The organism is Pedobacter psychrodurus, from assembly GCF_032678585.1.
Lineage (GTDB): Bacteria > Bacteroidota > Bacteroidia > Sphingobacteriales > Sphingobacteriaceae > Pedobacter > Pedobacter psychrodurus_A.
In genome coordinates, this window is the sequence record NZ_JAVTSN010000042.1 from 19345 (window position 1) to 46317 (window position 26973).

General features: G+C 39.7%; 22 protein-coding genes and 1 riboswitch. Of the genes, 6 read left to right on the forward strand and 16 right to left on the reverse strand.

The window, feature by feature from the left end:
• Window positions 1-101 precede the first annotated feature (101 nt).
• The 3 genes from R2S57_RS23155 to R2S57_RS23165 form a co-directional block, all read right to left on the reverse strand.
• Entirely contained in the window at window positions 102-1100 is a 999-nt protein-coding gene (locus R2S57_RS23155) for a 2-hydroxyacid dehydrogenase (RefSeq protein WP_316847320.1), read from the reverse strand.
• A 305-nt stretch (window positions 1101-1405) separates the two neighbouring features.
• Window positions 1406-2521 (reverse strand): acyltransferase, encoded by a 1116-nt coding sequence (locus R2S57_RS23160; RefSeq protein WP_316847321.1) that lies wholly within the window; start codon window positions 2519-2521, stop codon window positions 1406-1408.
• Window positions 2522-3213: 692 nt separating this feature from the next.
• Complete coding sequence (locus R2S57_RS23165; protein WP_316847322.1) at window positions 3214-5367, reverse strand: GH92 family glycosyl hydrolase; 2154 nt, start codon at window positions 5365-5367, stop codon at window positions 3214-3216.
• 244 nt (window positions 5368-5611) lie between these two features.
• On the opposite strand from R2S57_RS23165, the gene R2S57_RS23170 reads away from it, so the two are divergent.
• Both R2S57_RS23170 and R2S57_RS23175 read left to right on the forward strand, forming a co-directional pair.
• Window positions 5612-7849, forward strand: coding sequence for a glycosyl hydrolase family 95 catalytic domain-containing protein (locus R2S57_RS23170; RefSeq protein ID WP_316847323.1), 2238 nt, complete (start codon window positions 5612-5614; stop codon window positions 7847-7849).
• A 114-nt stretch (window positions 7850-7963) separates the two neighbouring features.
• Window positions 7964-8317: a nuclear transport factor 2 family protein gene (locus R2S57_RS23175; protein ID WP_316847324.1), complete on the forward strand. Its 354-nt coding sequence runs from the start codon at window positions 7964-7966 to the stop codon at window positions 8315-8317.
• 64 nt (window positions 8318-8381) lie between these two features.
• On the opposite strand, the gene R2S57_RS23180 is transcribed toward R2S57_RS23175, so the two are convergent.
• The 3 genes from R2S57_RS23180 to R2S57_RS23190 all read right to left on the reverse strand — a co-directional run bounded on the left by R2S57_RS23180 (window position 8382) and on the right by R2S57_RS23190 (window position 11397).
• Window positions 8382-8576 (reverse strand): hypothetical protein, encoded by a 195-nt coding sequence (locus R2S57_RS23180; protein ID WP_316847325.1) that lies wholly within the window; start codon window positions 8574-8576, stop codon window positions 8382-8384.
• A complete protein-coding gene (locus R2S57_RS23185) occupies window positions 8573-9760 on the reverse strand; it encodes a GAF domain-containing sensor histidine kinase (RefSeq protein ID WP_316847326.1) in 1188 nt (395 codons plus the stop codon). The genes R2S57_RS23180 and R2S57_RS23185 overlap by 4 nt, the downstream gene beginning before the upstream one ends.
• 212 nt (window positions 9761-9972) lie before the next feature.
• On the reverse strand, window positions 9973-11397 hold the full coding sequence (locus R2S57_RS23190) for a glycoside hydrolase family 125 protein (protein WP_316847327.1): 1425 nt from the start codon (window positions 11395-11397) through the stop codon (window positions 9973-9975).
• 287 nt (window positions 11398-11684) lie between these two features.
• Here R2S57_RS23190 and R2S57_RS23195 point away from each other — a divergent pair, with 287 nt between their 5' ends.
• Window positions 11685-12872 carry a DUF1624 domain-containing protein gene (locus R2S57_RS23195; RefSeq protein ID WP_316847328.1) on the forward strand — a complete coding sequence of 396 codons (1188 nt, stop codon included), beginning with the start codon at window positions 11685-11687 and terminating at the stop codon, window positions 12870-12872.
• A 120-nt stretch (window positions 12873-12992) separates the two neighbouring features.
• Here the strand turns inward: R2S57_RS23195 and R2S57_RS23200 are convergent, their stop codons facing one another.
• From R2S57_RS23200 to mutS, 3 genes are all read right to left on the reverse strand, one after another.
• On the reverse strand, window positions 12993-13460 hold the full coding sequence (locus R2S57_RS23200) for a TlpA disulfide reductase family protein (RefSeq protein ID WP_316847329.1): 468 nt from the start codon (window positions 13458-13460) through the stop codon (window positions 12993-12995).
• Window positions 13461-13612: 152 nt separating this feature from the next.
• Window positions 13613-14140 (reverse strand): C40 family peptidase, encoded by a 528-nt coding sequence (locus R2S57_RS23205; protein WP_316847330.1) that lies wholly within the window; start codon window positions 14138-14140, stop codon window positions 13613-13615.
• A gap of 70 nt (window positions 14141-14210) precedes the next feature.
• Entirely contained in the window at window positions 14211-16823 is a 2613-nt protein-coding gene (gene mutS, locus R2S57_RS23210) for a DNA mismatch repair protein MutS (protein ID WP_410479106.1), read from the reverse strand.
• Between the two features lie 416 nt (window positions 16824-17239).
• Here mutS and R2S57_RS23215 point away from each other — a divergent pair, with 416 nt between their 5' ends.
• Complete coding sequence (locus R2S57_RS23215) at window positions 17240-17554, forward strand: HPF/RaiA family ribosome-associated protein (RefSeq protein ID WP_316847332.1); 315 nt, start codon at window positions 17240-17242, stop codon at window positions 17552-17554.
• A gap of 74 nt (window positions 17555-17628) precedes the next feature.
• Here R2S57_RS23215 and R2S57_RS23220 read toward each other — a convergent pair whose 3' ends face one another.
• The 6 genes from R2S57_RS23220 to R2S57_RS23245 form a co-directional block, all read right to left on the reverse strand.
• Entirely contained in the window at window positions 17629-18234 is a 606-nt protein-coding gene (locus tag R2S57_RS23220) for a hypothetical protein (RefSeq protein WP_316847333.1), read from the reverse strand.
• Between the two features lie 6 nt (window positions 18235-18240).
• Window positions 18241-19017, reverse strand: a complete 777-nt coding sequence (locus R2S57_RS23225; RefSeq protein WP_316847334.1) for a Fic family protein — start codon at window positions 19015-19017, stop codon at window positions 18241-18243.
• A 56-nt stretch (window positions 19018-19073) separates the two neighbouring features.
• Window positions 19074-19799 carry a menaquinone biosynthesis protein gene (locus tag R2S57_RS23230; RefSeq protein WP_316847335.1) on the reverse strand — a complete coding sequence of 242 codons (726 nt, stop codon included), beginning with the start codon at window positions 19797-19799 and terminating at the stop codon, window positions 19074-19076.
• 39 nt (window positions 19800-19838) lie between these two features.
• The gene (locus R2S57_RS23235) at window positions 19839-20462 is read right to left on the reverse strand and encodes a histidine phosphatase family protein (protein WP_316847336.1); all 624 of its coding nucleotides are present in this window, start codon (window positions 20460-20462) and stop codon (window positions 19839-19841) included.
• Window positions 20463-20660: 198 nt separating this feature from the next.
• On the reverse strand, window positions 20661-21854 hold the full coding sequence (mqnE, locus tag R2S57_RS23240; protein ID WP_316847337.1) for an aminofutalosine synthase MqnE: 1194 nt from the start codon (window positions 21852-21854) through the stop codon (window positions 20661-20663).
• A gap of 355 nt (window positions 21855-22209) precedes the next feature.
• Window positions 22210-22704: a hypothetical protein gene (locus R2S57_RS23245; protein WP_055907819.1), complete on the reverse strand. Its 495-nt coding sequence runs from the start codon at window positions 22702-22704 to the stop codon at window positions 22210-22212.
• Window positions 22705-22826: 122 nt separating this feature from the next.
• On the opposite strand from R2S57_RS23245, the gene R2S57_RS23250 reads away from it, so the two are divergent.
• Window positions 22827-23942: a trans-sulfuration enzyme family protein gene (locus R2S57_RS23250; RefSeq protein WP_316847338.1), complete on the forward strand. Its 1116-nt coding sequence runs from the start codon at window positions 22827-22829 to the stop codon at window positions 23940-23942.
• 49 nt (window positions 23943-23991) lie between these two features.
• Here the strand turns inward: R2S57_RS23250 and R2S57_RS23255 are convergent, their stop codons facing one another.
• Window positions 23992-25005 (reverse strand): hypothetical protein, encoded by a 1014-nt coding sequence (locus R2S57_RS23255; protein WP_316847339.1) that lies wholly within the window; start codon window positions 25003-25005, stop codon window positions 23992-23994.
• A 212-nt stretch (window positions 25006-25217) separates the two neighbouring features.
• Window positions 25218-25328: riboswitch (SAM riboswitch) on the forward strand.
• A gap of 266 nt (window positions 25329-25594) precedes the next feature.
• Here R2S57_RS23255 and R2S57_RS23260 point away from each other — a divergent pair.
• Complete coding sequence (locus R2S57_RS23260) at window positions 25595-26926, forward strand: O-acetylhomoserine aminocarboxypropyltransferase/cysteine synthase (RefSeq protein WP_316847340.1); 1332 nt, start codon at window positions 25595-25597, stop codon at window positions 26924-26926.
• Window positions 26927-26973: the final 47 nt, after the last annotated feature.

A 26973-nucleotide genomic window follows, 5' to 3' on the forward strand; every position in this document is an offset into this window, starting at 1 on the left:
GCAGAGGCACGGAGCTAGGCGCAACAGTCCATCATCCATTTTACATCTTCCATCCCCTCAGCTCCTTGACTTCGGACCTCCGACCTCTGACTTCCGACTTATTAAACCAACACCGCTCCTTCCCCTATATCTCCCCCTTCCAAAATCGCCTTAACCGTGCCTAATGTCGATTCGGCAATTTCCGTCAATGCCTCTTGCGTAAAAAAAGCCTGATGCCCGGTAACCAGAACATTCGGAAAACTGATTAAACGCTGAATATCATCATCACCGATAATACTGCCCGATAGATCTTTAAAAAAGAGTTTTTCTTCCTGCTCATATACATCAATGCCCAGTGCAGCAACCTGACCCGTTTTCAGTGCCTCAATCACCTCACGCGTGTGGATCAGTCCACCTCTGCTCGTATTGATCAGCGTAACACCCTTCTTCATAGCCGACAAACTGCCTGCACCGATCAGATAATGGTTTTCGGACGTTAGCGGACAATGTAGCGAAATCACATCAGCATCTTTAATCACCTCATGAAAAGGCATATACTTTACACCTGCGCTCTTTAAACTTTTATTATCAAAAGGATCATAGGCCAATACCTTGCAACCAAAACCCAGCATAATCTTACAGAAAGCAGCTCCGATTTTCCCGGTGCCGATAACTCCTACCGTTTTGCCAAAAAGATTGAAGCCCATTAAACCCGACAACGAAAAATTCTGTTCACGCACCCGGTTATAGGCCTTATGCGTTTTTCGGTTAAGCGTTAGCAACATCGCCACTGCATGTTCTGCAACCGCTTCGGGCGAATAAGCCGGAACCCGGCAAACACGGATGCCATACTGTTTAGCCGCATCAAGGTCTACATTATTAAAACCCGCACAACGCAAGGCGATAATTTTTACCCCTTTCTGTGCCAGCACCTCAATTACCTCCGCGTTAAGTTTATCATTTACAAATACACAAACGGCATCCGTACCTTCTTTTACCGCATCGGCAATATGTGGTCCCAAATGGGTTTCCCAAAACTCCAGTTCGAAACCATAACCTTCATTACAACTTTCGAAAAATTCGCGGTCGTAAGCCTTGGCAGAAAAAAATACTATTTTCATATAGGCTAAAATACGGATTAAATGTGGGTGTTGCCCAATTGAGTATTCAACCTTTTACCACCGAGATTACAAAGAGGAGACACAAAGGGCACAGAGCCCCTATCCGCCAATTGGCAGCTTTCAACTGGAAGGGAAAGGTTAAAGACAATTTACAGCACCCTGCAATAGGCCGCATGCGATATGCTCCCTGACTTCGGACATCCGTCCTCCGACTCCGGACTATTTCCAATTTTATAACCCAAAGAACACAAAGCTGTGGATACCATTCCATCATCCATTTTACATCTTCCATCTCTTCCCGACTTCTAAGCAAACTTCTTCTGCAACCACTTTCTCACCGGTTCATCATACCATTTCAGCGCAGCATAAGCCAAAGCAATCCCGCCAACTAAAATCAATAAGGCATAAGGCCAGGCCTCTGCGAGGGTTACACCTTTATGATTGCTGATCCAGGCCACATAAAAATACACCAATGGATAATGCACCAGATAAAGCGGGTAAGATATATCACCTAAAAACTTGCATATTTTGTTCTCTCTTTGCGATTCCATCACACCACTGGCACCCAGGTATACAATAAGTGGAAAAACGATGATAATACAAACAGATTCATAGATTCCGTTCATCCAAAGGTGTTCGGCGCCACCAATGCGGGGCATATACAATACAATGGCCACCAAAAGACTGCACAATAAAAAAGCATTTTTAATCCGGATTGGCTTTGCTATACGCGAAAGTAACAAACCGGCAAAGAAAGGATACATTGTACGGGTAAACCCGATGCGTACCTGTTCTACATTTAATGTCCAGCCGCCACTCACATCGCCATTGCTAATGGCCAGTTGCGCAAGTGCAACAGCAGCGATAACCACTAAAACAATCAATGCTGTTTTAGAGAATTTCCTGATCCATACCGCATACAGAATATTGGCAATGTATTCGAAAAACAACGACCAGCCCACACTATTCAACGGGTGCATTTCTTCCCAGCCGCGTATATCAAGCGATAAAGAAACAGGCAGGATCGTATAACCGATGAGCAACACCAGTAGCATTTTCCAAAGCGGAATGGTATGAATGAGCGGCCATATGGTAGAGTCTGTATAGTAAAATCCGATGGCACCGAGTGTCATTCCCAAAACCACCATGGGTTGAAGACGGATAATCCGGCGTTTAAAAAAATTACCTACGGTCATTTTCTGCCACCTGTCGTCGTAGGCATAGCCCATTACAAAGCCCGACAATAAAAAGAAAAAATCTACAGCCAGATAACCATGGTTAACCAGGATATCCAGATGTCCCGTTCCCAGTGGCTCGGTAAGGTGAAAGGTAACAACAATGATGGCTGCAATACCGCGAAGGCCATCTAATATAGGATAGTGTGGCTTGGTGGCCAGCTCATTATTAAGGTTAGTTGTCATGTAATAGTTGTAAAAAATTGTAATTTCTAAAAAATAGTTAACATTAAATTATCCGGTTCTTTTTTTAACCGCGAAGAACGCAAAGAGAAAGACGCAGAGGGCACAGAGTTGGGCATACTATCATCATCCATTTTACATTTTACATCTTCCACTTTAACCTTAAGGCTAGAGAAAAGGTTAATGGAGAAGATCCCCTCGTTTAAACCACCCCATGCCCATCAAATTTTCAAAGCAATTAATCTACGAATGCCAGTATCTGCTCTTTGCTATCTGCGCCCTGCTATCCGGCCTCGGAAATGATGGAAGGAGAAGCAGTTGAAACTTGTGTATAACCTTTCATTAACCCAAAAAACCAAAACAGAGGCAAGAACGATTTTTCTTCGTTCCTATCCGCTGTTGTCAATAAAGTTTCGACTAGCTCATCCAACATCAGTTCCAAGCCTTGATTTTTTGGTCACTTTTTTATCAAGAAAAAAGGACTAGCCACGGCGGCAATGACCCGTTTCAAAACATCTGATTTTTTTCGCAGAAGCAACCGCTTTAAGATTAGCGTGGATGAGCACTTCGTGGTTCCCTCCTGCGTGCGATCAGATAGCTATCGGATCGCGCTCGATTACTCATTTCCTCCTCCGAAGCCCATTGTATATCGATAGCCAAAGGAAGTCAAGTTTTAAAAACTTGACTTCCTTAAATTACTTCGTCAGAATCTCAACCTTTCCTCCATTCTTAAACAGATCATGAGAAATAAAATACCCTTGGTTCGTTTTCCCGTTTACCTTAATGGCAGTAATACCCCTTCCCTTTCCAGGTTTGGTAATGGTTAATAGTTTACCCGTATTCGTTTTCCATTTTACTTCATCAAATAGCGGAGCCGTAACAATATAATTGGGATCCGTAGCAGAGAAAGGATATAAACCCAAGGAACTAAATACATACCATGCCGACATCTCACCAGCATCATCCATACCCGATAGCGCTAAACCATCGCTACCGATGCCATACAGTTCATTCAAAATTTTATCGATTATTTTTTGCGATTTCTCTGGTTTACCGATAAAAGTATAGGCAAAGGGTGCCTCATGATCGGGTTGGTTACCCTGGCAATACTGACCAATCATGGTTTCTACATTCCTCGCAATGTATTTCGGGTTCCATGGCAAGGTAAACAACGAATCCAATTTCGATTCGAAACCTTTAGCACCACCGTACAGTTCGATTAAACCTTTCATATCATGCGGGGCATAAAAAGAAACCTGCCAGGCATTGGCCTCCCTGTACATATATTCGTAATACGGGTACTGCGGATTAAAAGGTTTGATCCAATCACCATTTTCCAACCTGCCCCTCATAAAACGCGTGGTTGGGTCGAACATGTTTTTATAATTCTGAGATCTCGCCATCAGGATTCTGTAATTCGTACTATCACCCAGTTTTTTGGCAATCTGTGCCAGCGAATAATCATCGTACGAATATTCCAGTGTTTTAGAAACACCCGCTTTCGCCTTTGTTTCTACATGTGGGTTTTTCACATCAGGATCCGAAATATACCCTTTCTCGATATACTCCTTTATAAACGGACGCGCGCCACCCTCTACATTCGCATTGCGCAATAAAATCTGGTAAGTACCTTTAATATCGAAATCATCAATCCCCCTTAAATAAGCACCTGCAATAGACGAAGCCCCATGATCACCGTGAAAAAATGTCGGTATAAATCCGGTTTTATCACCCACATCTTTCATCGATTTAATCACGTCTAAAGTTACTTTAGGTGTAACCAATCCTAATAGCACATCTTTATTGCGGTAGGTGTCCCAAAGAGATGGTTCAGTATAATAATTAAAATTACCCTTGGTTACGTTGCGTTTTGCATCCTTAAACTCGCCATTCACATCGCTGCGCAAAGCCGGCCATAAAAAGGAACGGTACAGGCAAGAGTATAACATCTGTTTTTGTTTCTCGGTGCCACCCTTTACTTCAATGTTGGATAAAAGCGCTTCCCATTTTGCAGTAGCTTCACTACGGATCTGCGTAAATGTTTTATCTCCGATTTCCTTTTCCAGGTTTTCTTTTGCGTTTGCCATACTCACAAACGACAAGCCGATTTTAAGTTCAACAGGTCCTTTGCTTCCATCAGCAAGATGTAAAATGGCATAACCCGAACGTTTACCCACGTCTGTTTGATCAAGCTTTTCGATCTTACCATTAATGGTGGCATAAAAATAAATATTCTCTCCGCCCTGAAAACCTTGCACAGCTGAATTACCCACCTGCTCAATGTTCCAGGTAGAAACTCCGCTATTGGCTTTCCCTAATAGAAACAGAATTTGCCGGTCGCTGTTATTTTTGTATTCATATTGATGAAACCCAGCCCTTAAAGTAGAAGTAAGCTTTACATTTACTTGATAATCATCAAGGTAAACCTGATAAAACCCCGGTGCCGAACTTTCATTTTTGTGCGAAAACTTCGATCCAAATTTAGCCCCTGGATTAGATAAAGGTAAAATTGGTATGTTGCAAAGGTTCCAATGTCCCTTGTTGGTGTGTGCGAAACCATAAATGGTATCGTCTTCATATTCGTAGCCTGCACCCGAACCGAATTCGGTAATCGGACTCAGTTGTACCATGGCATTGGGTAGCGAACTCCCCGGAAAGGTTAAACCTGCCCAGGAGCGCCAGCCTTGTGGTAATTCATAGCCTAAAATTTTAGGATCCGTTAGCGGTGCTGTACCGATAAAAGTATTGACATACCTGGTAAATGATGTTTTCGACTGGCTCTGAGCATGATAAATGCCCACTACGTTCAGAAATAAGAATAAGTTTAGAAATTTGGTTAGCGATTTCATTTTACATAAAACGTTTTAGTGTGTGGTACCAAATATAGAAAATCTATTAAAATACACCCTAAAATATCACAATAGTTACCTGTTAAAGTTTGAAAAACCCCAAATACCAATGCTTAAATAACTCAATATAATGCCAATAATCGAGATGCTTTCATTTACCTGTAGCGCAACACAATCGTTTGATTATCTATATATTTGGCCACACACTAATCAAATATCCCTTATGCTTTTTAAATCTAAGCACATGATGCCCTGCGCATTACTTCTCTTGCTAAGCCTTAGCTTTTCCAGCGCTATTTTTGCTCAAAAAATAGAAACATCACCCTTATTGCTCTGGGATAATAAACCGGCAACTACCTGGATGACGGAGGCTTACCCAATTGGCAATGGCCGCATTGGCGGGATGATTTTTGGTGGTGTAAACCAGGAACATATCCAGTTTAACGACAATACGCTATGGACTGGTGATGAAAACGACAGAGGCATGTACCAGGCCTTTGGCGATCTGTTTATCGATTTTGATCAGAAAGATAAAAACTTTACCGCATATAAACGTCGACTCAACCTTGCTGATGCCATCCATACCATCGCTTATACTCAGAATGGGGTGAACTATAATCGCGAATACTTTTGCAGCTTTCCCGATAAAGTAATGGTGCTAAGACTTAGCGCAAATAAAAAAGGCGCTTATTCGGCTGCAATCAGACTTAAAAACGCACATCAAGGCAACATCACGGTGAGTGGAAATACCATTCAATTTGTAGGCAAACTGTCTAACGGCATGTCCTATCAAGCTACCGCTTTGGTTAAAATTGAAAATGGCAGCAGTAAACCCGTTAAAGATGATGATGGTGAAAAATTAAAAATAGACAATGCCGATGCCATTACCATCATTTTCACAGGCGCTACCAATTACAGCAATAAACGCGGGCAGAACTGGAAAGGTGAAGAACCAGCCCCAAAAATAGCTGCAATATTAAAGCAGGCTTCAGCAAAACCCTATATCAATTTATTAGGAAGCCATGTAAAAGATTATCAAACCTTGTTTAACCGTTTGTCCATTACCTTAGGATCGGGAGATATAAAAAACAACAATCTACCTACCTATCAACGGTTGATCAATTACAAAAAATCTCCGGATCTTGGTCTGGAATCCCTAATTTTTCAATATGGAAGATATTTATTGATCAGTTCTTCCAGAAAGGGAGGTTTACCTGCCAATCTTCAGGGACTTTGGAACGAAACCAATACCCCACCCTGGGGCAGCGATTACCACTCTAATATTAACATTCAGATGAACTATTGGCTCGCCGAACCGACCAATCTTTCAGAATGCCAGATTCCATACCTTGATTATATCAACAGCATGCGCGAAGTAAGCGCCATTGCCACCCGCAAACAATATCCAAACACCCGCGGTTGGACCGTAAAAACAGAGAACAATATTTTTGGCGGCATGAGCTTTCTTTGGAACACACCGGGCAGCGCGTGGTATGCACAGGCCCTTTGGGAGCACTATGCCTTTACAAAAGACAAAGATTATTTAAAGAATTTCGCTTACCCGATTATAAAGGAAATCGCTGAGTTTTGGGACGACCATTTAAAAAGAAGACCTGATGGTACTTTGGTTTCGCCATTGGGCTGGTCGCCTGAACATGGACCAACGGAAGATGGCGTAACACACGATCAGCAGATTGTGTACGATTTATTTACCAACTATATTGAAGCAGCCGAAATATTAGGTATTGATCAAGATTACAAAACACACATTGCCGACCTTAAAGCACATTTATTAAAACCAAAAATCGGCAAATGGGGCCAGTTACAGGAATGGGAAACTGACCGTGATGATCCAAAAGATCAGCACAGACATATCTCCCATCTTTTTGGCCTGCACCCGGGAAGGGAAATCAGCACCATTAAAACACCAGAACTGGCAAAAGCAGCGCGGGTAACCTTAACCGCCCGCGGCGATGAATCAACAGGCTGGTCTATGGCCTGGAAAATGAACTTCTGGGCACGGTTGCAAGATGGTAACCATGCGTACAAAATCTTACAGAATTTCATTACCCCAGTTGGCGGCTCAGGAACCGATTACAATAAAGGCGGTGGTATTTATTCCAACCTTTTTTGTGCACACCCACCCTTCCAGATTGATGGTAACTTTGGTTACACAGCAGGTATTTCGGAGATGTTATTACAAAGTCAGGCCGGCGAATTACAGTTTTTACCTGCCCTACCCGATAAATGGGCTACAGGAAGTATTCAGGGTTTAAGAGCACGCGGTAATTTCGAAATCACCAACCTACAATGGAAAGATGGTAAAATTGTAAAGTTATCCATCAAATCGTTGTCTGGCGAGGATTGTATCGTGAGAAGTCCGAATGTGCTGAAAAGCAAAGGTATCACAGAAAAGAAATCAGGAAAAGACTTTACATACAGTTTTAAAACACAGGTAGGGAAAGTATACAATTTTGAATGAGTGAATGATTGAATGGTATACAATCAACATTCTCTCATTCAAAACTCAATCATTCAATAATTAAATCTTCAAACATTTTCTCCTGGATTTTCGTTTTATCTTAAAACAAATGCCATGAGTAACTCAAATAAAATACTGACCGAACACAATGCAAAGGTTGTTGTGCTCGATTTTATCAATGCCTTAAATGCAGAAGATTTTGATATCGCCAGAGCCCAACTTCATGATGATATGACCTTTAAAGGTGTAATGGGCGAACGAAATGGTGCCGATAATTACATCGGTGACATGAAAAAAATGAAATTCAAATACGATGTTAAAAAAGTATTTGTAGATCGGGAAGAAGTTTGCCTGTGGTATGATATTAATATGGGCGAAAAAACAATATTTTCCAGTGGTTGGTATACATTAGAAGATGAAAAGATTAAATCCTTTCAGGTAATATTTGATCCAAGGCCGCTATTGTAAGGGGTAGGTAAGCATCGTGGAATCCGTCATTGATAGAGGGTCGAAATGACGAATACGAATATAACTAACAGATCTGTTTAAGTTTCTTAACGATGATGTGTTTGTTTTCCAATTGAAACAGAAACATTAAAAACTCATCAGTTTCACTGATTTCGATACTTTTAATCGCACCAGATTGGCGATTTCCATCTGTAATTTCCTCACCCACCTTGAGTTCTAAAAGTGTTGATGTAGGCAAACTATCGTTAACAGTGATCATTTTTGTGAGGGTAAACGTAAGGTAAAACAGGTTTGTTCGGGAGTAGAAGATACATCAAGCGTACCATCATGGGCATTTGCAATTTCAGAGGCAATGTAAAGACCTAAACCTAAACCCTTTTGATTGGGTTCTACTTCCCCTCTCGAAAAAGGCTGGAATAAGCGATCCATTGCAGCAGCAGGTATCTGTTTGCCCTTATTCGCTACGCAAAGGTTAAATTCTTCCGTATTGCTAAATGCGGTAATTTCTACGGTAGACTCTACCGGCGAATAATTCAAAGCATTACCCAATAAGTTCGAAAAAAGCTGTGCCAATCTCTTGCCATCTGCATGTACAGGATGATCAAGATTGAAATTTAACTGAATATGCCTGCCGGGCCAAATCGCCTGCAACTCATCCACTACCTCAGTCAGTAATTTCTCCAGATCTTCATCGGCTGTTTTGTCGATCGCAATGCCTTCGCCTAAACGGCCACTGGCAAAATCGAGCATGTTCTCAATTAATCCGTTCATTCTAAAAGAAGAGTCTTTGATGATTTTGGCAATACGACTACCGCGTTCATCTAAATTTAAACGCGATAAAAGCTGCGCACTACTCGATATCGCATTCAGCGGGTTTCGCAGATCGTGACCTAAAATAGCAATAAACTGTTCTCTTAAAACGGCTATTTCCTGCTCCTTTTTTAATTCTTCTTCTGTTATGGCCAATTGCGCAAGCGCATCTAAATGGAACGCAATTAAATCAGCAAACATCTTAAACATACCCGTAACTGTCGGATTCTTTAATTTTGCCGGCTTGGGATCGATTGCACAAAGTGTACCGAAAAATTCGCCGTTTTTTAATTTGATGGGTACCGAAATATAACTTTGAAAGCCATACATCAATGGCGTATGGTGATGGGCAAAATCAGGATCTTCAGATACATGATCGATCACAACAGATTGATGATGCTGCCTGATTTCGTTACAAATGGTGGTCTCCAGTGTAAGTTCACCCCCAACCCCCAAACCAAAATCGATTTCATCTAATACCGCACAAACGATCCACTTATCGGAAGTTACCCTTGCAACGGCAGCAAAGCCCATTCCAGTAGTTCGGCACACTATCTCCAATATATTAGCAACAGCAGGGATTTTACCTATTGCTTCAATATCAGCAAGAATTAATTTTTCAGGGCTTTGCAATGTAGGGGGTAAATAATTTCCAGCAATTTACAAATATTTATTTTTGTAAAAAACAGTTGCTGGTCTTCTAACACATGTTTTACATGAAATGACTAATTTAATTCCTAAATAGCGTATTTATACTATGTAAATATCCCGATATCCATATATCGAGTGGTAAAATAAGGCTGTATTGATCAGCAAACAATTGCCAAAAAACACAGCCTTATATGTTAAGCTTTTAACAAAGCTGGTTTCTCGTGATAAGTTCTCCAAAGCAATTCGCCGAATAAGGTATTCGACCAGGCAAACCATGCTCTTGTAAAATTTTCCGGATTGTCTTTATTGAAAGATTCGTGCATAAAACCTTTACCTGCATGTGTTTTACGTAAAGTATCGATGCAATATTTAATTTCTGCATCATCTTTTGAGGTTAAGGCACGCATGGTAATACTCATTGGCCAGATCATATCCTGACCAGCATGCGGTCCACCGATCCCTTCAGCAGCCGTTCCTTTAAAGAAATAAGGATTATCTTTTGAAAGGGCAAATTTTCGGGTATTCTGGTAAATCGGATCTTCCACTTTCATCGCACCTAAATAAGGTAATCCCAATAAGCTTGGTACGTTAGAATCGTCCATCAGGTATGAACTTCCAAAGCCATCCACTTCAAAAGCGTAAATTTTGCCATATTTTGGGTGGTTCACAATGGCATGTTTCTGTAATGCAGCATTCACTTCGTCAGCAAGATTTAACAAACTGCTTTCTAAAGTTTTATCAGGTTGTAAAGCTTTGATCATTTCTGCTGCTTGCTTTAAACTCGATACCGCGAAAAAGTTAGAGGGTACCAAAAAAGGGAAAATAGTGGCATCATCACTCGGACGGAAGGCTGAACAGATTAAGCCCACCGGGTTTACCGGAAAACCATATCCTGCCATTGGCAATGTATCTGTAGGTTGGGTTGTTTCTCTCTGGAAATGATAAGGACCTTTATCCGCCTTGCGCTGTTGCTCTTTAAATGTTTTTAGAGTCGCCTCGATACCTTTTTTCCAATCGGCATCGAAAGGTGTTTTGTCGCCCGTTTTTTTCCAATAGTGATAAGCTAAGCGGATGGGGTAACATAAAGAATCGATTTCCCATTTACGCTCGTGCACACCGGGTTGCATGGCTGTTTTATCAGTTTTCCACTCACCTACCTTAGTGGCATCTCCATAAAAAGCATTGGCATATGGATCTTTTAAAACACATTTTGTTTGGTGGATAATTACACCAGCGATTACCTTTTTAAGCGGTTCGTCTTCGTTTACAAACTGAAGATATGGCCAAACCTGAGCAGAACTGTCGCGCAGCCACATCGCATCAATATCACCGGTAATGACATAAGTATCTGGTCGGCCATTTTTTTCAGAATGGTAAACCGTTGTATCTAGCGTATTTGGAAAACAGTTTTCGAATAACCAGGCCAACTCCGGGTTTTTAACGTTTGCCTGGAAAGTTTTGATTGCGGCATCAACAGCCTTGCTCTGAAAATGTCGCTTAGCAGCAGCCACACGTACCACAGGAAATTCTGGTGCGAGATTAGCCGCAAAAGAAAATTTCGATGCGACAACTCCTGCTCCTAACAAGCCTGTGTTTTGTATAAATGTTCTTCTTTTCATTATGATGTGTTATGATAATTTGGTCAAATTTAATAACCGAAAGCCATCTGGCATTGATCGTGATCAATGGTAAGGGTAAGATATTATTCGGTTAGCGCTAAAACAAATATTATTATAATTTTTGGAACATCAAAATGATTATCGGCAATTAAACTATTCCTAAATCGATTTTCTTGATCATTACATTAAAACACGCATCAATATCAATCAGATAAACCCAAGGGTAATAATTAAGAACGTAAAAAATAATTACGAATTGTTATCTTTAAACAACCAAACCTATTGCCATGAATGCCGACAGCACCACCCTATCAAAACGCATTTTATCTATAGATATATTGCGTGGCTTAGTGATGATCATTATGGCGCTTGATCATACCCGTGATTTTTTTCATATCGGTGCCATGACGGGCGATCCATTAAACCCGGATACAACAACCGGAATGTTATTCTTTACCCGTTGGATTACCCATTTCTGTGCACCAACCTTTGTATTTTTATCAGGATTATCGGCCTATCTTTCCGCACAAAACAAAACACCGGCCCAGGCCAGCTCATTTTTATTGAAGCGGGGTTTGTGGTTGATCATAATCGAAATTGCAGTGATTACACTTGGCTTAACCTTTAATCCATTCTACAATTTTGTGATCCTTCAGGTGATCTGGGCCATTGGTTGTAGCATGATCTTTTTGGCATTATTAAGTCGCATTTCTTATAAAATAGTTTTGATTACCGGACTGATATTGGTTTTTGGACACAACCTCTTCAATTTATTTCCCGCACCTACGGATGCCGACGGTGGACTGATTTTGAAGGTGTTTTTCACAGCAGCCGGAACCGTAATCCCACTAGCTAAAAACCATTTAATTGGCGATTTTTATGCCATTCTCCCATGGACGGGCATCATGTTTATCGGTTATGGCCTTGGCGCCTGGTATAAAAAAGGGTATGCCGCCGACCGCAGAAAGCGCAACTTAATCATTGTTGGCTCGCTTACTGTATTTGCATTTATCGCTTTAAGATTGATTAATGTATATGGTGATCCTGCACCAAGAAAAGAATACCACGATCTGTTTAAGAATTTACTGGCCTTTTTCAACGTAAGCAAATACCCGCCGTCGCTACAGTATGCCACCATGACTTTAGGTCCGGCGATGCTGATCTTAGCCTTTACTGAAAACATTAGCAACTGGTTTACCAGGATCACTTCCGTATACGGCGCTGTACCTTTCTTTTATTATGTACTTCACTTTTACCTGTTGCACACCTTACTCGTTGTGGTATTTTTTGCCACCGGGCATCACTCAAAAGAAATTGAACAGGTACCATTTTTATTCAGGCCTGTAGCATTTGGCTTTAGTTTACCAATCGTGTATTTAATATGGCTCTGTACTGTAGCTTCATTATATTTACCCTGCAGATGGTTTAAAAAATATAAAGAAATACACCGCCAGTGGTGGTTGAGCTATGTTTAGCCCTTTTTCCATGTAATGCCACAGCAAACGGCCTTAGTTGATGCGATTGTCGGTTTTTTGCCCGCTGATAACACGTTTAAGGCAATTTTTAACAAATTAAAATCAATGATTTCATCACAACTATTTTAACTTTAACAAAGTATCTTTCAGTTCCGTTTCGGTAAATTCTTTCTCATAAAAACGTCTGCTTTTCTTGTTTACAAAAAGTGTAGCCGGAATAGCGCCAGACCACTTTTTGTCGATCCTTTCTATATATTGTTGCTGGTCGGGCTCATTTAAAAGAAATACCTCAGCATTAATTTTATGATTTTGTACAAAGGGAATCACTTCCTTTTGCAGTTTTGATTTAAAATCCAGACTCACCAAAAGCACTTTCACGGGCTTTTTAAAATTGGCTACCCGCAGTTTCTCGAAATTCGGCAACTCGGCCACACATGGCGAACACCAGGTAGCCCAGAAATTGATCACATAGGTCGTATCTTTTCCATTGGCGATGCGTTTATCCAGATCATCCAATTTGAGTAAACTCACTTGTGCTGAAACAGAATAAGTAATTAATGATAAGCAGATTATAAAAAATATACGCATAAATGAATAATGGAAAATAAAAGGGTTTGTTATTAAAATTGATTGTCATTCCGAGCCAAGCGAAGAATCTTTCTACTTTGCTCCTGGTCATTACGGGTTCAGTGTTCCATCTGAAAAGGATTCTTCACTGCGTTCAGAACGACAGCAAGAAATTAATTCACTGATCCCGATTTAACCAATACTTTTTGATACGCAGGAAGTGTTAAATCATCAACAATTACTCCTCGGGTAGTGCTGGCATGTACAAAAAAGCCGTTATTGAGGTAAACTCCCACATGGTCTACATCATTACCGCCGAAGGAGAAAAACACCAGATCTCCTTCTTTTAAACGATCTAGATCTTTACGTTTTACAACATTGGCCTGATCGCGCGAAATGCGGGGAAGGGTTACACCATAAATTTCTTTCTCCAATAAAAAGGCAAAACCCGAACAATCAATCCCACCTTTATCCAAACCGCCAAAACGGTACCTTACACCTGTCCAATCGGTAATAAAACGGTAAAGCTGTTTACTCTGTAAGTTAGACATTGCATCAGCCGCCTTTGAAGCTTTGGTATCGCTTTTAACGGTATATCTGCGTGTACCGCATGAAGATAAGATGATTATGAGCGCTATTAAAAAGAATATATTCCTTTTGAGCTGGAAGGTAAAGGGTTTAAGGTTTAAGGTTCTTTCCATCGTATAATAAATTAGTTGCATGTTGTGAGATTCAAGCCTTATGCCTTAAACCTCACACCCCACACCTTTCTTAATTCTTTATCAATCGCTGTATTTCATCCAACTTCAACAAAGCTTCTACAGGAGTTAACGCATTAACATCTAAATTATTTAGTGTATCACGGATTTTCACCAAAACGGGATCATCAATGGCGAACATCTGCAATTGATAAGCCTGGTTCTGAACCTTTTTAATGCTGTCTTTTATACTTTGTCCCTCGGTACGGTCTATTTCCAGTTTCTTCAATATCTCATTCGCGCGACCGATTAATTTGCTCGGCATACCTGCCATTTTCGCCACGTGGATACCGAAACTGTGTTCGCTTCCACCAGGCACCAGCTTCCGTAGAAAAATCACCTTATTGGTCATTTCTTTTACCGAAACATTAAAGTTTTTGATGCGCGGCATGGTGTTCGCCAATTCATTTAACTCATGGTAATGTGTGGCGAAAAGGGTTTTTGGACGGGCTGTTGGATGCTGGTGTAAAAACTCTGCAATGGCCCAGGCAATCGAAATACCATCATAGGTGCTCGTTCCGCGACCAATTTCATCGAGTAAAATCAAACTGTCATCAGAAATGTTGTTCAAAATACTGGCCGTTTCATTCATTTCGACCATGAAAGTACTTTCTCCTGAAGAAATATTATCTGACGCCCCTACACGGGTGAAAATCTTATCTACAATACCTACCTCTGCATCTTTTGCCGGAACAAATGAACCCATTTGCGCCATTAACACAATTAATGCGGTTTGCCTTAAAATAGCCGACTTACCCGCCATGTTGGGTCCGGTAATCATAATGATCTGCTGACTCTCGGTATCCAGGTATACATCGTTGGTGATGTATTCCTGCCCTACTGGCAATTGTTTTTCAATTACCGGGTGGCGGCCACCTTTAATATCAAGTACCTTCTCTTCGGTAACCTTAGGTTTATTGTAGTGGTTTTTAACGGCCAACTGCGCAAAACACAATAAACAATCCAGCTGCGCAATTAAAAACGAATCGAGCTGGATCGGTTTGATGTAACTGGCCGTTTCGTACATCAGTTCGTTATACAAGCGGATTTCGATGGCCTGTATCTTTTCCTCAGCTCCTAAAATCTGGTCTTCATATTCTTTAAGTTCGGGCGTGATATAACGCTCGGCATTTACCAGGGTCTGTTTACGGATCCAGCCTTCAGGCACTTTATCTTTATGGGTGTGGGTAACTTCTAAATAATAGCCAAAAACATTATTAAAGGCAATTTTTAATGATGGAATACCTGTAGCCTCCGCTTCTCTTTTCTGTATCTGAACCAGATAATCTTTACCTCCAAAAGCAATTTTACGCAAGCGGTCTAAATCCTCATCAATGCCATCGGCAATTACATTTCCTTTAATCAGCAAAGCTGGTGGTTCAGGTTGTAACTCTCTTTCAATTCTTTCTCTAATCGCTAGGCAAGGATTCAATTGATCTGCTATTTTGATCAGGAAAGGGTTTTTAGAATCTGCCGCTAATTTTTTAACCGCTTCAATATGGTATAATGCGCGTTTTAAAGCCACCAGCTCACGAGGACCAACACGTTGCAAACCTACCTTAGAAATCAGGCGTTCTAAATCGCCAATCTGTTTAATGTTATTTAAAAATTCACCTTGTAGTTCTTCATGCTGCACAAAATATTCAACCATACCCAAACGTTCCTGGATCGGTTTCAATTCTTTCAATGGCATGATAATCCACTTTTGCAGCAAACGTGCACCCATTGGCGTACAGGTATGGTCCAAAATATCGAATAAGGTTACGGCATTGTCGTTTGGCGAATTTACCAGTTCCAGGTTACGGATGGTAAAACGGTCTAACCACATGTAACGGTCTTCTTCAATACGTCCTATCGAACTGATATGCTGCAAATTGCGGTGTTCGGTTTCGCCTAGATAGTGCAAAATAACACCAGCAGCAACAATACCACTTTGCAAACGCTCCACACCAAAACCTTTTAAAGAAGAAACTTCAAAGTGTTTCATCAGGGTTTCGTTGCCATAATCGGATGTGAAAGGCCATTCGTCTAAACCAAAAGTGTAAAAACGGTCGCCAAAGTTTTCGGTAAAAGCCTGTCGTTTAGACTTTTGAAAAATAACCTCTGTAGGTTTAAAACCCTGCAAAAGTTTATCGATATAATCGCTGTTACCCTGCGCGATTAAAAATTCACCTGTCGAGATATCTAAAAATGAAACACCCAATTGTGTCTTATCAAAGAAAACACAGGCCAGAAAATTATTCGATTTTTGATTTACAATGTTATCACCATAAGCCACACCGGGCGTAACCAATTCAGTTACCCCACGTTTAACAATGGTTTTTGTGGTTTTTGGATCTTCAAGCTGATCACAAATGGCTACCCGTTGACCGGCCCTAACCAGTTTGGACAAATAATTATCCAAAGAATGGTGCGGAAAACCAGCCAGTTCTAAAGCACCGCCATTTGGCCCGGTACCCCTTCTGGTTAATACTATCCCTAAAATCTGTGCCGTTTTAATGGCATCTTCGCCAAAGGTTTCATAAAAATCGCCAACCCTAAATAGTAAAAGTGCACCCGGATACTTCGCTTTAATTGCGTTGTACTGCTGCATTAACGGGGTTTCTTTATTCGTGTCTTTAGCCAAAACTGAAATTAATTTACAAAAGCCATAAAGATAACATGAATAAGTGTTTTACAGCTGTTTTGTTGAAAAGTTAAAAAAAAACTGGCTGTTTAATCGGTTAACTGTTTAAATCGGCTAGTCGAAAGCTATAACAGTTAAGCAGTTTATAAAATTTAGACAATTAACCTCTTCTTGGAAATGGAGGGTTCAGTACGTTTCGGGGGTTGCAGTCCTGCTTTATTTCTCCCGACTTTACGTCGGGATTCATTTCAATCAGGTTTAGAAACAAAGGTCTGTTTCAACCCGATTACATAATAACTTCTTACCTAAACAGTTAACCAATTTGTACAATTAACCAGTTAACCCATACCAACAATTTAAACAATTAACCCTATCTATGTGTTAACCTTATACAATTTACACCTAACATTTTAATTATGACGATCCAACTGAACACCGACAAAAATTTAACAATACACCAGGAATACGATGAAAAAATTCAAACACAATTAAGTGAAGGTTTGAGCAGATATAGTGATTTAATTACACGTTTAGAGGTACATTTATCTGATGAAAATGGAAGTAAAGATGGTTTAGACGATAAAAGATGTTTGTTAGAAGCAAGAATCACGGGAAAAGATCCTATTGCAGTTACCAACCTGGGTAATACTTATGATTTAGCGATCACTGGAGCGTTAACCAAGCTAAAAAGCACACTTGAAAAAGTGGCTGGTAAAATGAAAACGCATTAGCGCGTAATAGATGCTGAAACAAGTTCAGCATGATAAGCAAAGAAGCAATCTGATTGGATTGCTTTTTTGTTACCTTAAAATATTGTGGGTCTTCTACCTTTAATCTCGAACTGAGAATAACACCTTCCATCTAAAAATTCAAATTTAGTGTTCGACACGGCATTTTTAAACAGTATATCACTATGCTTATTCATTATGCCTATATGAATATCTCCATACTTGCAAATCGAGCCTATGATGTTTTGAGATTCATCAGTAAAGTGAACATATTGTATTAGACCATTTATAGCCACTAGATTGGCAAGATGTTTAACGAATTGAACTATATCCTCTTCGCCTACAACTAAACCACCGGTAAAAGTTTTCTTTATGCCTGCGCTTGCGAAATAACCCATTCCTTTCTTGAAATTTTCATATTTCTCCTCACGGAACCGCCATGCTAACTTTTCATCACCTAGAAAAATAAAATTGCGTGACTTTAAACCTGCGTTAAGATTTAGAAGTTCTTTTCCCAAATCCTTAAGAAGCTTTTTATAGGTCTTCGATTTCAGTATTAAAGTATAATTGGAAAAAGTTTCAGGATAGCAATAATCGTAATCTTCAATGCTTTCATTATAGGTTCTAAGTGGGAATATTGGATATGCTGCAAGGCATTTTTTCCTTTTGATCTGCTGAATCATTAATAATTATAAGGCTTTAGTTAGCATCAATAAGAAAGGCAAAGCCTTCGAATAATTCAATTCTTCATATTCTAGTCCCAAGATCCTTAAATTTTGATAATAGCTTTGATGATTTTCATAATACATCTTCTCTGATTGGACGAACCAGGATTTTTCACCCAACTTCTGCGCTAAAAACCATTTTTCCAACAACCTACCTGTGCGGCCATTTCCATCGTTGAAAGGATGTATTTTAACGAACACCAAATGAATTATTGAGGCAAAAAAGAAAACTTCTTTGATGCTTAAACTAGCTACAAGCAATAAAGATAAATCGTGATATAGTTTTGCCATTTCTTCGGCAACTTTTATTGGAGATACTGCAACGTAATCTATGCGGCCATCCGGCGTAGAAACGTACATGTTATGGTTTCTTAATTTTCCCTGGTAATTTTTAGCAACGATGTGTTTACTCAATAATTGATGAGCCTTTGTAATATTGTCGATGTTTATCTCATTAACTTTGGCAAAATCGTATGCAGAATATAAGTCGTCGATCTTTTTAGTATAATCAGGTAAAAACTCAATACCAAACCTTTTATGCTTGATATAAGAGTCAAGTTCAATCTCTTCGCCTTCTATTTTACTTGAATAAACTGATGATACCGAGGTGTAAAAACTAAATTCACTTGTAGATAGCTCTGCATCTTGTAATTGATCGAATTTTCCCAGCAAATCCTCATCAACCTGTAAAGAATAGGCCTCCAACAAATCAACAGGAATGATCTCTAATTCATCTAACATTACCAAATGGTTTTACACTAATTTAGGATTTGGTTTTGTAAAAAGCGATTCTAATTTTACAACTGCTCAATATATCCCAAAAACAAATTCAATGCCTTCCTTCTATCGTCGGTAACATCAAACTGAAGCCTGTGGTATAAATAATCTTCGAGATCGAAATTTGGCGATTCGGGCAATTCTTGCAACACTTCTTTTCTATGGTCGAGACCAAATTTTAAAGCTGCATTAAATTCATCTTTAAACTCCTGGGAGATTTCTTTATTCGCCACCCAGGCAGCGTACATAAAGGGTAAACCTGTTAGCTTTTTCCATTCCTCGCCCATATCGTAGGCGTAGGCGAAATCGTCTTTTTTACCAAAAGTCCTATCGCCGATCAAAACAAAAGCATCTGTTTTCGCATTCAGATCCGTGGTAAATTCTACTTCTTTTTTCCAATGGAACTTAAGCAATACTTTTGCTAAATTGTTCGATGTGCGCGAATGGGCATCTAACCGTACCGTTTTAATCTCCTCTGCAGGAACGTCGCTAAAAATAAATACCGAATTTACACCTCCATCGCTGCCAATACAATAATCGGCTACAATATTGGCATTCGGAACCAGGGGAATCGCGGCTACCGGCATCAAACCGATATCAACCTGACCACTAATCACTTTGGCTGCGCAATCTGAAGGAATATCTAAACTTAAATCAATTTTATTTATAATGTCCGAATGTGCTAATCCGTATATAAAAGCTTTGGTGTTGGTATAAGCAACAGCCGATATTTTAATCTTATTCAAGGTGTTATGTTTTGCGCTTCGCGTTTGGCGATAAGCGTATTAGTCAATTACTAAACCGTCTAAATGCACGGCACTGTTAAATTCAAGAACGGTAAACTTCCCGTCTTCGAAACCCATTTTATAGAGTACGGTATTCTGATGTGGAAATTCAGTCATTTCGCTCAGTGGTTTACCCAGCAATAAACATAAGAAAACACGCATCGCTCTACCGTGCATACAAAGTAAAACCGTTTTTTCTTCAGGTCTGCTCATTAAAACCTCCATAGGCTGTTTCAAACGTTCATAAACATCCTGAACACTTTCGCCACCCTCAAAATGAGCGGTGTAATCTCCATCCTGCCAGCTCTGTAACATTTCTCGGAAAGCATCACGGGCATCTTCTGTATTCGGTTTTCCCTCCCAAACACCCCAGGCCAGTTCATCCAGTCCCGAAAGCCTTTCCCATGGCAATTCCGAATCAATAAACTTCTGAACGGTTTGCCAGGTGCGCTTTAAATCCGAAGTGTAAATTTTATCAAAAGGAATATCTTTATAGGTTTGGTAAAAAGCCTCCGCTTGTGCCCTTCCTAAATCATTTAAGTCAGAATTTATACCTCTGCCCTGTACTATGCCTTGTCTATTCAGTTCCGTCTCGCCGTGGCGGATGATGTATATTTCCTTCATCTAATTTATTATTGAATGAGAGATTTTTGAGTGATTGAATGTTAAATTTAACGCTCAATATTCTCATTCACTCATTCAGTCATTCTCTAATTCAATCCTTAATTTAATTATTGAATGAGTGAATTTTGGATGATTTAATGTTGAAATTAAACGCTCAATATTCTCATTCACTCATTCTATCACTCACTCACTCTATCATTAATTTACTACAGGTAATTTATAATATTGGGGTTTCTTTTCTTCCTCGAAAACTACATTTTCAAAGTCGGTAACCACATTGTATAAAGTATCGCGTTCAATTGCTTTTCTGCCCACCTGTTTGATTAAATTAACCAGTTCTTTGGTACTCATTGCAGGTGTTTGCTCTTCAGCTCCCGCCATTGAATATATTTTTGTGGTATCATCTAAAGTACCATCAATATCATCAACACCGTAATTTAAAGATAACTGGGCTGTTTCGCGACTGATCATTGCCCAATAGGCTTTAATATGGTCGAAATTATCCATGTAGATCCTGGCAATAGCATAATTCCTTAAATCTTCAATTACTGAAGTTTCTGGCACATGACTCATTTGATTATGTTGGTTCCTGAATTTTAAAGGAATAAAGGTCTGGAAACCACCAGTACGGTCTTGCAGCTCACGTAATTTTTCCATGTGATCTACACGGTGCCAATATTTCTCTATATGTCCGTAAAGCATGGTAGCGTTGCTGCGCATGCCCAGTTTATGCCATTCTTCGTGTATATCCAACCACTGCTGACCGGTACATTTATCTTTGGCAATCTGTTCTCTAACTTCAGGGTGAAAAATTTCTGCTCCACCACCTGGTATCGATTCTAATCCAGCCTCTTTCATCAAACGCATACCTGTTGCATAATCGATTTTAGCTTTCTTAAAAATATAGTGGTATTCAACAGGGGTTAACGCTTTTACATGCAAATCAGGGCGGTGCTGTTTGATGGCGGTAAATAAAGCAGAATAAAATGCTACATCATATTGAGGAAGCACCCCACCCACAATGTGAACTTCGGTTACAGGCTCACCATCGTATTTTTTAACGATATCGAGCATCTGCTCCATAGTTAATGCCCAACCTTCTTCTTTTTGTTTAATTAAACGCGAATAAGAACAAAATTTGCAATCGTAAACGCAAAGATTCGTCGGTTCTAAATGGAAATTGCGATTAAAATAAGTTTTATCGCCATGTTTATGCTCCCTGATGAAATTTGCCAGGATACCTAAGTAACCCAGTTCTGCATGTTCGTACAGGTAAACACCTTCGTCAAAGGTAATGCGCTCTCTGTGAAGAACTTTGTGTGCTATGTTTTGTAATTCAGTTGATAAATTGGTATCAGCTAATATTTTTTCAACTTGCTCAGTTGTATTCATTCCTGATTTATTTTGAACAAAAATACAATAATGAGCCGATTTGAAAATCATTTTCTTGTAACAAACGGTGATTTTTGGATACTGACCTTGATTATTAGCCACGGAAGCACGGAAGTCACGGAAAAATAATTGTCGAATCTTAGTATAATCGATGGCTAGGCAGGTAAAGCAAAACCTGATCCTCATTTATATCTTGTTGATCTGTGCCATCTGTGGTTAATACCTATTATAAAAGAGCCTGAGAAACTCCGTGCAAATCCGTGTTTCCGTGGCCATCCTAAAAAGTTAGTAACAAAAAAAGCACCTCTTTTCAGAAGTGCTTAATATGTTTTTCACAGGTAAGTATTTTAGCTAATTATCTTGCAGCAGGCACAAACGTTAATACAATGTTTGCCGTTTTGCCACCAAATTCGATTGGCGATTTTAAGATCATCTGTGTGCTAGAAAGATCAGTTAATACCAAACGGTAACCTTCAGTTACGTTTTTAGCTTTATCGCCTTCAAATATTTTCTTGAATTGGAAGGTTTGGTCTTTAGGTGCAGCCGACCAAAAAATAGTCTGCATTACCGAACCACAAGCGCTTGATGCAGGTAAAGTATATGAACCGTTACCGCTGTTGGTTAAATTCCAGGTACTGCCCTGAAAACATTTGTACGATTTCTCTCCAAATAAACCTTGAACTGCGCCATCAGGCAATCCTTCTAAAGCTACATTACTCACTACCCACTCGCGAACAACTGTACCCCTGCTACCTGTTACTCCTGCAGTTACTCTTTTTGCGGTATTACAACTTTGTAACATTACTAAAGTAGAACATGCTATTGCGATAGCTATAAATAATCTTTTCATTTTTGTTGAATTTAAATTTCGTCAAACTTGTTACATAAATCTTGCCAAAACCATTACGAACCTTAAATTAGCACCAAATTATTAAATTGCATTTCATTATTACTTCGATCAATAAAATTATCATGAAACCCGAAACCCTTGCTATTCACGCTTCTAATCTTGTAAAAAGCACCACAGGCGATGTTACCCCGCCTATTAATCTATCAACAACTTTTTTCCGCGACGAAGATGGAGGTTATCCCGGGGGGCACATGTATAGCAGGGTAAGCAATCCAAACCGGTCTGCTTTAGAAAACACTGTAGCGAAATTAGAATATGGTGAAGATGCAGCGGCTTTTTCTTCTGGTAATACTTGCGGACTGGCCATGTTTCAGGCTTTAAAGCCAGGCAGCCATATTATAGCACCTGATGACATGTACTGGGGAATTAAAAAACAGTTGCTGACGATTTTTAATGATAGTCTGGAATTTGATTTCGTTGACCAGACGGACTTGAATCTGATACAATCGAGCATTAAACCCAATACGAAACTGATCTGGATTGAAACACCTTCAAATCCATTATTAAAAGTGACTGATATTGGGGAGATTGCTAAAATAGCCAAAGCTAAAAACATCACATTCGCCTGCGATAGCACCTTTGCTTCTCCGATTTTGCAAAACCCGATTTTATTAGGGGCCGACATTGTAATGCACAGCAGTACCAAATATCTTGGTGGCCATAGCGATGTGCTTGGCGGAATTTTAGTCACAGCAAAAAAAGACGAGCTTTGGGAGAAAATTAAGAACATCCAACAAACCGGAGGCACCGTTCCCTCTCCTTTCGATTGTTTTTTATTAACCAGGAGTATTAAAACCTTGGCTTACCGCATGAAAGGCCATTGCGAAAATGGAAAGATAGTAGCGGATTATTTAAGTAGCCATCCAAAAGTGGAAGCTGTTTTTTATCCAGGATTAGCGAGTCATCCACAACACGAAATCGCTAAAAAACAAATGAAAGATTTTGGCGGAATGATGTCGTTTTTAGTTAAAGGCGGTGTGGAAGATGCCCATAAAGTGGTGAATAAAGTTCAGTTGTTTGCACAAGCGACGAGTTTGGGCGGTGTGGAGAGTTTAATCGAACACCGTTATTCGGTAGAAGGTCCTGATAGTAAAACACCGAAAAACTTGCTTCGCATTTCAGTAGGATTGGAACACGTAGACGACATTATTGCCGATTTAGCGCAAGCCTTGGGATAAAATATCAAAACCTATAAGGTCTTAAAGACCTTATAGGTTTCTAATTAATCTATTTTGGATTACAAACTGTAGTCAATTTTAACGAATAATTCGCCTCTAATGGCTCATTCGTTTGTGCTAAACGCTGTGCGCCTGTATTGGCAGGGCAGGCAATATCGCCGGCGGCATCATAAATCAGTTTAGTTCCATTGGCCAACAATTCTTTTGGCACATAAACCTGTACTTTGGTAATTGCATATCCTGAAGGGAAATAACGCACATAATAACCATCAGGATGTTTCGTCCAGATGCCACTTGGCACATCACTTCTAGGTGGCGCCATACCCGCTAATATGGCATATTTCTCCATATCCGCATAGGTATAATTGCCAGAAGCCACCAATTGGCGGATGTTATTCTCGGCCTCAAAAACAGCTCTCACGCCCGATGGCAATTGATCTTTGGCTTTCTCCATCACATCAAACGGCAAAATACCCAAGGCACCACCTTCTAATTGGGTAAGCTGTTTAGGTGTTAATAGCTTGATGGCGGTTACTTTTACCTGTCCGTTATAATCGGCAAATTTTGTTCTGGCGATGATTGTCCACAATAGCGCCTGAATATCGTGCTGCTCTACATCTGAGTGTTTCTCGGCACTTTTTAAGATAGAAACCACAATCTCTTCTTTTGGGCCTAAAACTGGTGCAAACATATAGCCATCACCTTTTGAGGGCGCAAAGGTTCCGGCTTTTAAACAATAACTTTTGTTGGTCATTTCGTACAGGCCTTCGCAAAGCACGAAACCACCTTCCGGGTTTTTAGGCAAAAGGTACAAAGGCTGGGCTTTTAATTTTAGTGAAGTGATAAAATCAGGTAGTTTTTCGCCCTCCCTGTTTACATCTTCGAAACTGGTGGTAATGGCCGCAGGTTGTTTTAAAAACTTGTCTACACCTAAAGCTTTGGCACCTTGTGCGGTACCCACTTTTAATAATTTGTCTTTTAAACCTCCAAACTGAGCGTTTACATTATTTAAACATGCTACAGTAAATAACAGGCCTAAACACAGGGATTTTGTATTTTTCATCATGATTAATTTAGATAGGTAACACAAACTTAGAATTTTAAGCGTTAATTTTATATTAAAAGTTTTAGACCATAAGACATAAATAAAAATACTATATTCATTTTCAATGAGTTAACTTTATTTCAAAATTTTATTTTGTGGATTAAAATTAAATTCAGACATTTGAAATATTATTTGGCAGAAAGCTGAATAAAAGTCAATCTTCAGAGGTTGATTTATAAAGAAGTGGCGAGAGACTGGCTCGATGACCCACTGGCAACCCTCAGAAAGAGAAGGTGCCAATTCCTGACCGGATAACATGGTGTTATTTGGTGATATAAATTTAGAACTGATGAAAACATTAAATCTTCAATCGCTAAGCGAGCCCAGTGCAAACCTGAAAAATGCAGAGCAATCTTCTATTTCTTTGATTTGTTGCGATATGCGTGCGGTTACTTGTATGTGCTGTTGCATACAGTAATTTAAAAATCTTCCTTTTTTGTTTCTTTCAAACTGGAAGGTCCCGGGAAATCGGGATACGCCCTGCTAGGTTTTAGGATGATCCTAAATCTGGATGCATCTTATCAATAACAATCTAAAAAATAGAAAAATGTCAACATCATATAAATTTGAAACTTTACAATTACACGCTGGTCAGGAAATAGATCCAACAACAGGTTCGAGAGCGGTTCCGATTTACCAAACCACTTCTTACGGATTCAAAAATGCCGAACATGGTGCCAATTTATTTGCGCTAAAAGAGTTCGGAAATATCTATACCAGGATCATGAATCCAACCAACGATGTTTTCGAAAAACGCATTGCCGCTTTAGAAGGCGGAGTTGCAGCATTAGCTGTAGCATCTGGTCAGGCCGCTCAATTTATTGCATTAAATAATATATTGGAAGCTGGCGACAGCATTGTTTCTTCTTCTCACATATACGGAGGAACATATAATCAATTCAAAGTAGCCTTTAAACGTTTAGGTATACAGGTAGATTTTGCAAATCCGGATGTACCAGAAGAATTTGAGCAAAAAATTACAGATAAAACCAAAGCCATCTTTTTAGAAACCATCGGAAACCCTGCTTTTAGCATTCCTGATTTCGAAAAAATTGCAGCAATTGCCAAAAAATATGATCTCCCATTAGTGGTGGATAATACTTTTGGTGCGGGAGGATATTTATTTAAACCATTAGAGCATGGCGCCAATATCGTTGTAGAATCGGCAACCAAATGGATTGGCGGTCATGGCACAAGCATTGGCGGTGTGATTGTTGATGGCGGAAACTACAATTGGGGCAATGGAAAATTCCCACAGTTTTCTGAACCTTCAGAAGGTTATCATGGCTTGGTTTTTAGTGATGTTTTTGGTATCGGTGGACCATTCGGAAACATCCAATTCATTATCCGTGCCCGTGTTGAAGGGCTAAGAGATCTTGGACCTGCCCTATCGCCTTTTAATTCTTTCCTTTTGTTACAAGGATTAGAAACCTTATCACTTCGCGTTCAACGCCATGTAGATAATGCACTGGAATTGGCTACCTGGTTAGAAAACCATCCACTGGTTAAGGAGGTTCATTACCCTGGTTTAGCAAGTAGCAAATACAACAACCTGGCAAAAAAATATTTAAGCAATGGTTTTGGTGCAGTTTTATCTTTCGAGTTAAATGGAAGCAAAGAAAACGCAAGCCAGGTGATTGATAGTTTGAAACTGGTATCACATCTGGCAAATGTAGGTGATGCAAAAACTTTGATCATTCAGCCTTCAGCCACCACACACCAACAATTAAGTGAAACAGAACAACTGGCGGCAGGTGTAAAACCAAATGCATTAAGGGTTTCGGTCGGTATTGAGCATATCGATGACATTAAAGCAGATTTCGAGCAGGCATTTGCAACCATTAATGCTACAGCTCCTGCAGAAAGTTTACAAGCCTAAAACCCAAACCCTGAAAGGGGATTTTTAAAACAACAACAACATTACAA

Coding starts and splice junctions, on each gene's coding strand:
- R2S57_RS23155 (WP_316847320.1), bottom strand. CDS start 1,100: ATGAAAATAGTATTTTTTTCTGCCAAGGCTTACGACCGCGAATTTTTC.
- R2S57_RS23160 (WP_316847321.1), bottom strand. CDS start 2,521: ATGACAACTAACCTTAATAATGAGCTGGCCACCAAGCCACACTATCCT.
- R2S57_RS23165 (WP_316847322.1), bottom strand. CDS start 5,367: ATGAAATCGCTAACCAAATTTCTAAACTTATTCTTATTTCTGAACGTA.
- R2S57_RS23170 (WP_316847323.1), top strand. CDS start 5,612: ATGATGCCCTGCGCATTACTTCTCTTGCTAAGCCTTAGCTTTTCCAGC.
- R2S57_RS23175 (WP_316847324.1), top strand. CDS start 7,964: ATGAGTAACTCAAATAAAATACTGACCGAACACAATGCAAAGGTTGTT.
- R2S57_RS23180 (WP_316847325.1), bottom strand. CDS start 8,576: ATGATCACTGTTAACGATAGTTTGCCTACATCAACACTTTTAGAACTC.
- R2S57_RS23190 (WP_316847327.1), bottom strand. CDS start 11,397: ATGAAAAGAAGAACATTTATACAAAACACAGGCTTGTTAGGAGCAGGA.
- R2S57_RS23195 (WP_316847328.1), top strand. CDS start 11,685: ATGAATGCCGACAGCACCACCCTATCAAAACGCATTTTATCTATAGAT.
- R2S57_RS23200 (WP_316847329.1), bottom strand. CDS start 13,460: ATGCGTATATTTTTTATAATCTGCTTATCATTAATTACTTATTCTGTT.
- R2S57_RS23205 (WP_316847330.1), bottom strand. CDS start 14,140: ATGGAAAGAACCTTAAACCTTAAACCCTTTACCTTCCAGCTCAAAAGG.
- R2S57_RS23215 (WP_316847332.1), top strand. CDS start 17,240: ATGACGATCCAACTGAACACCGACAAAAATTTAACAATACACCAGGAA.
- R2S57_RS23220 (WP_316847333.1), bottom strand. CDS start 18,234: ATGATTCAGCAGATCAAAAGGAAAAAATGCCTTGCAGCATATCCAATA.
- R2S57_RS23225 (WP_316847334.1), bottom strand. CDS start 19,017: ATGTTAGATGAATTAGAGATCATTCCTGTTGATTTGTTGGAGGCCTAT.
- R2S57_RS23235 (WP_316847336.1), bottom strand. CDS start 20,462: ATGAAGGAAATATACATCATCCGCCACGGCGAGACGGAACTGAATAGA.
- mqnE (WP_316847337.1), bottom strand. CDS start 21,854: ATGAATACAACTGAGCAAGTTGAAAAAATATTAGCTGATACCAATTTA.
- R2S57_RS23245 (WP_055907819.1), bottom strand. CDS start 22,704: ATGAAAAGATTATTTATAGCTATCGCAATAGCATGTTCTACTTTAGTA.
- R2S57_RS23250 (WP_316847338.1), top strand. CDS start 22,827: ATGAAACCCGAAACCCTTGCTATTCACGCTTCTAATCTTGTAAAAAGC.
- R2S57_RS23255 (WP_316847339.1), bottom strand. CDS start 25,005: ATGAAAAATACAAAATCCCTGTGTTTAGGCCTGTTATTTACTGTAGCA.
- R2S57_RS23260 (WP_316847340.1), top strand. CDS start 25,595: ATGTCAACATCATATAAATTTGAAACTTTACAATTACACGCTGGTCAG.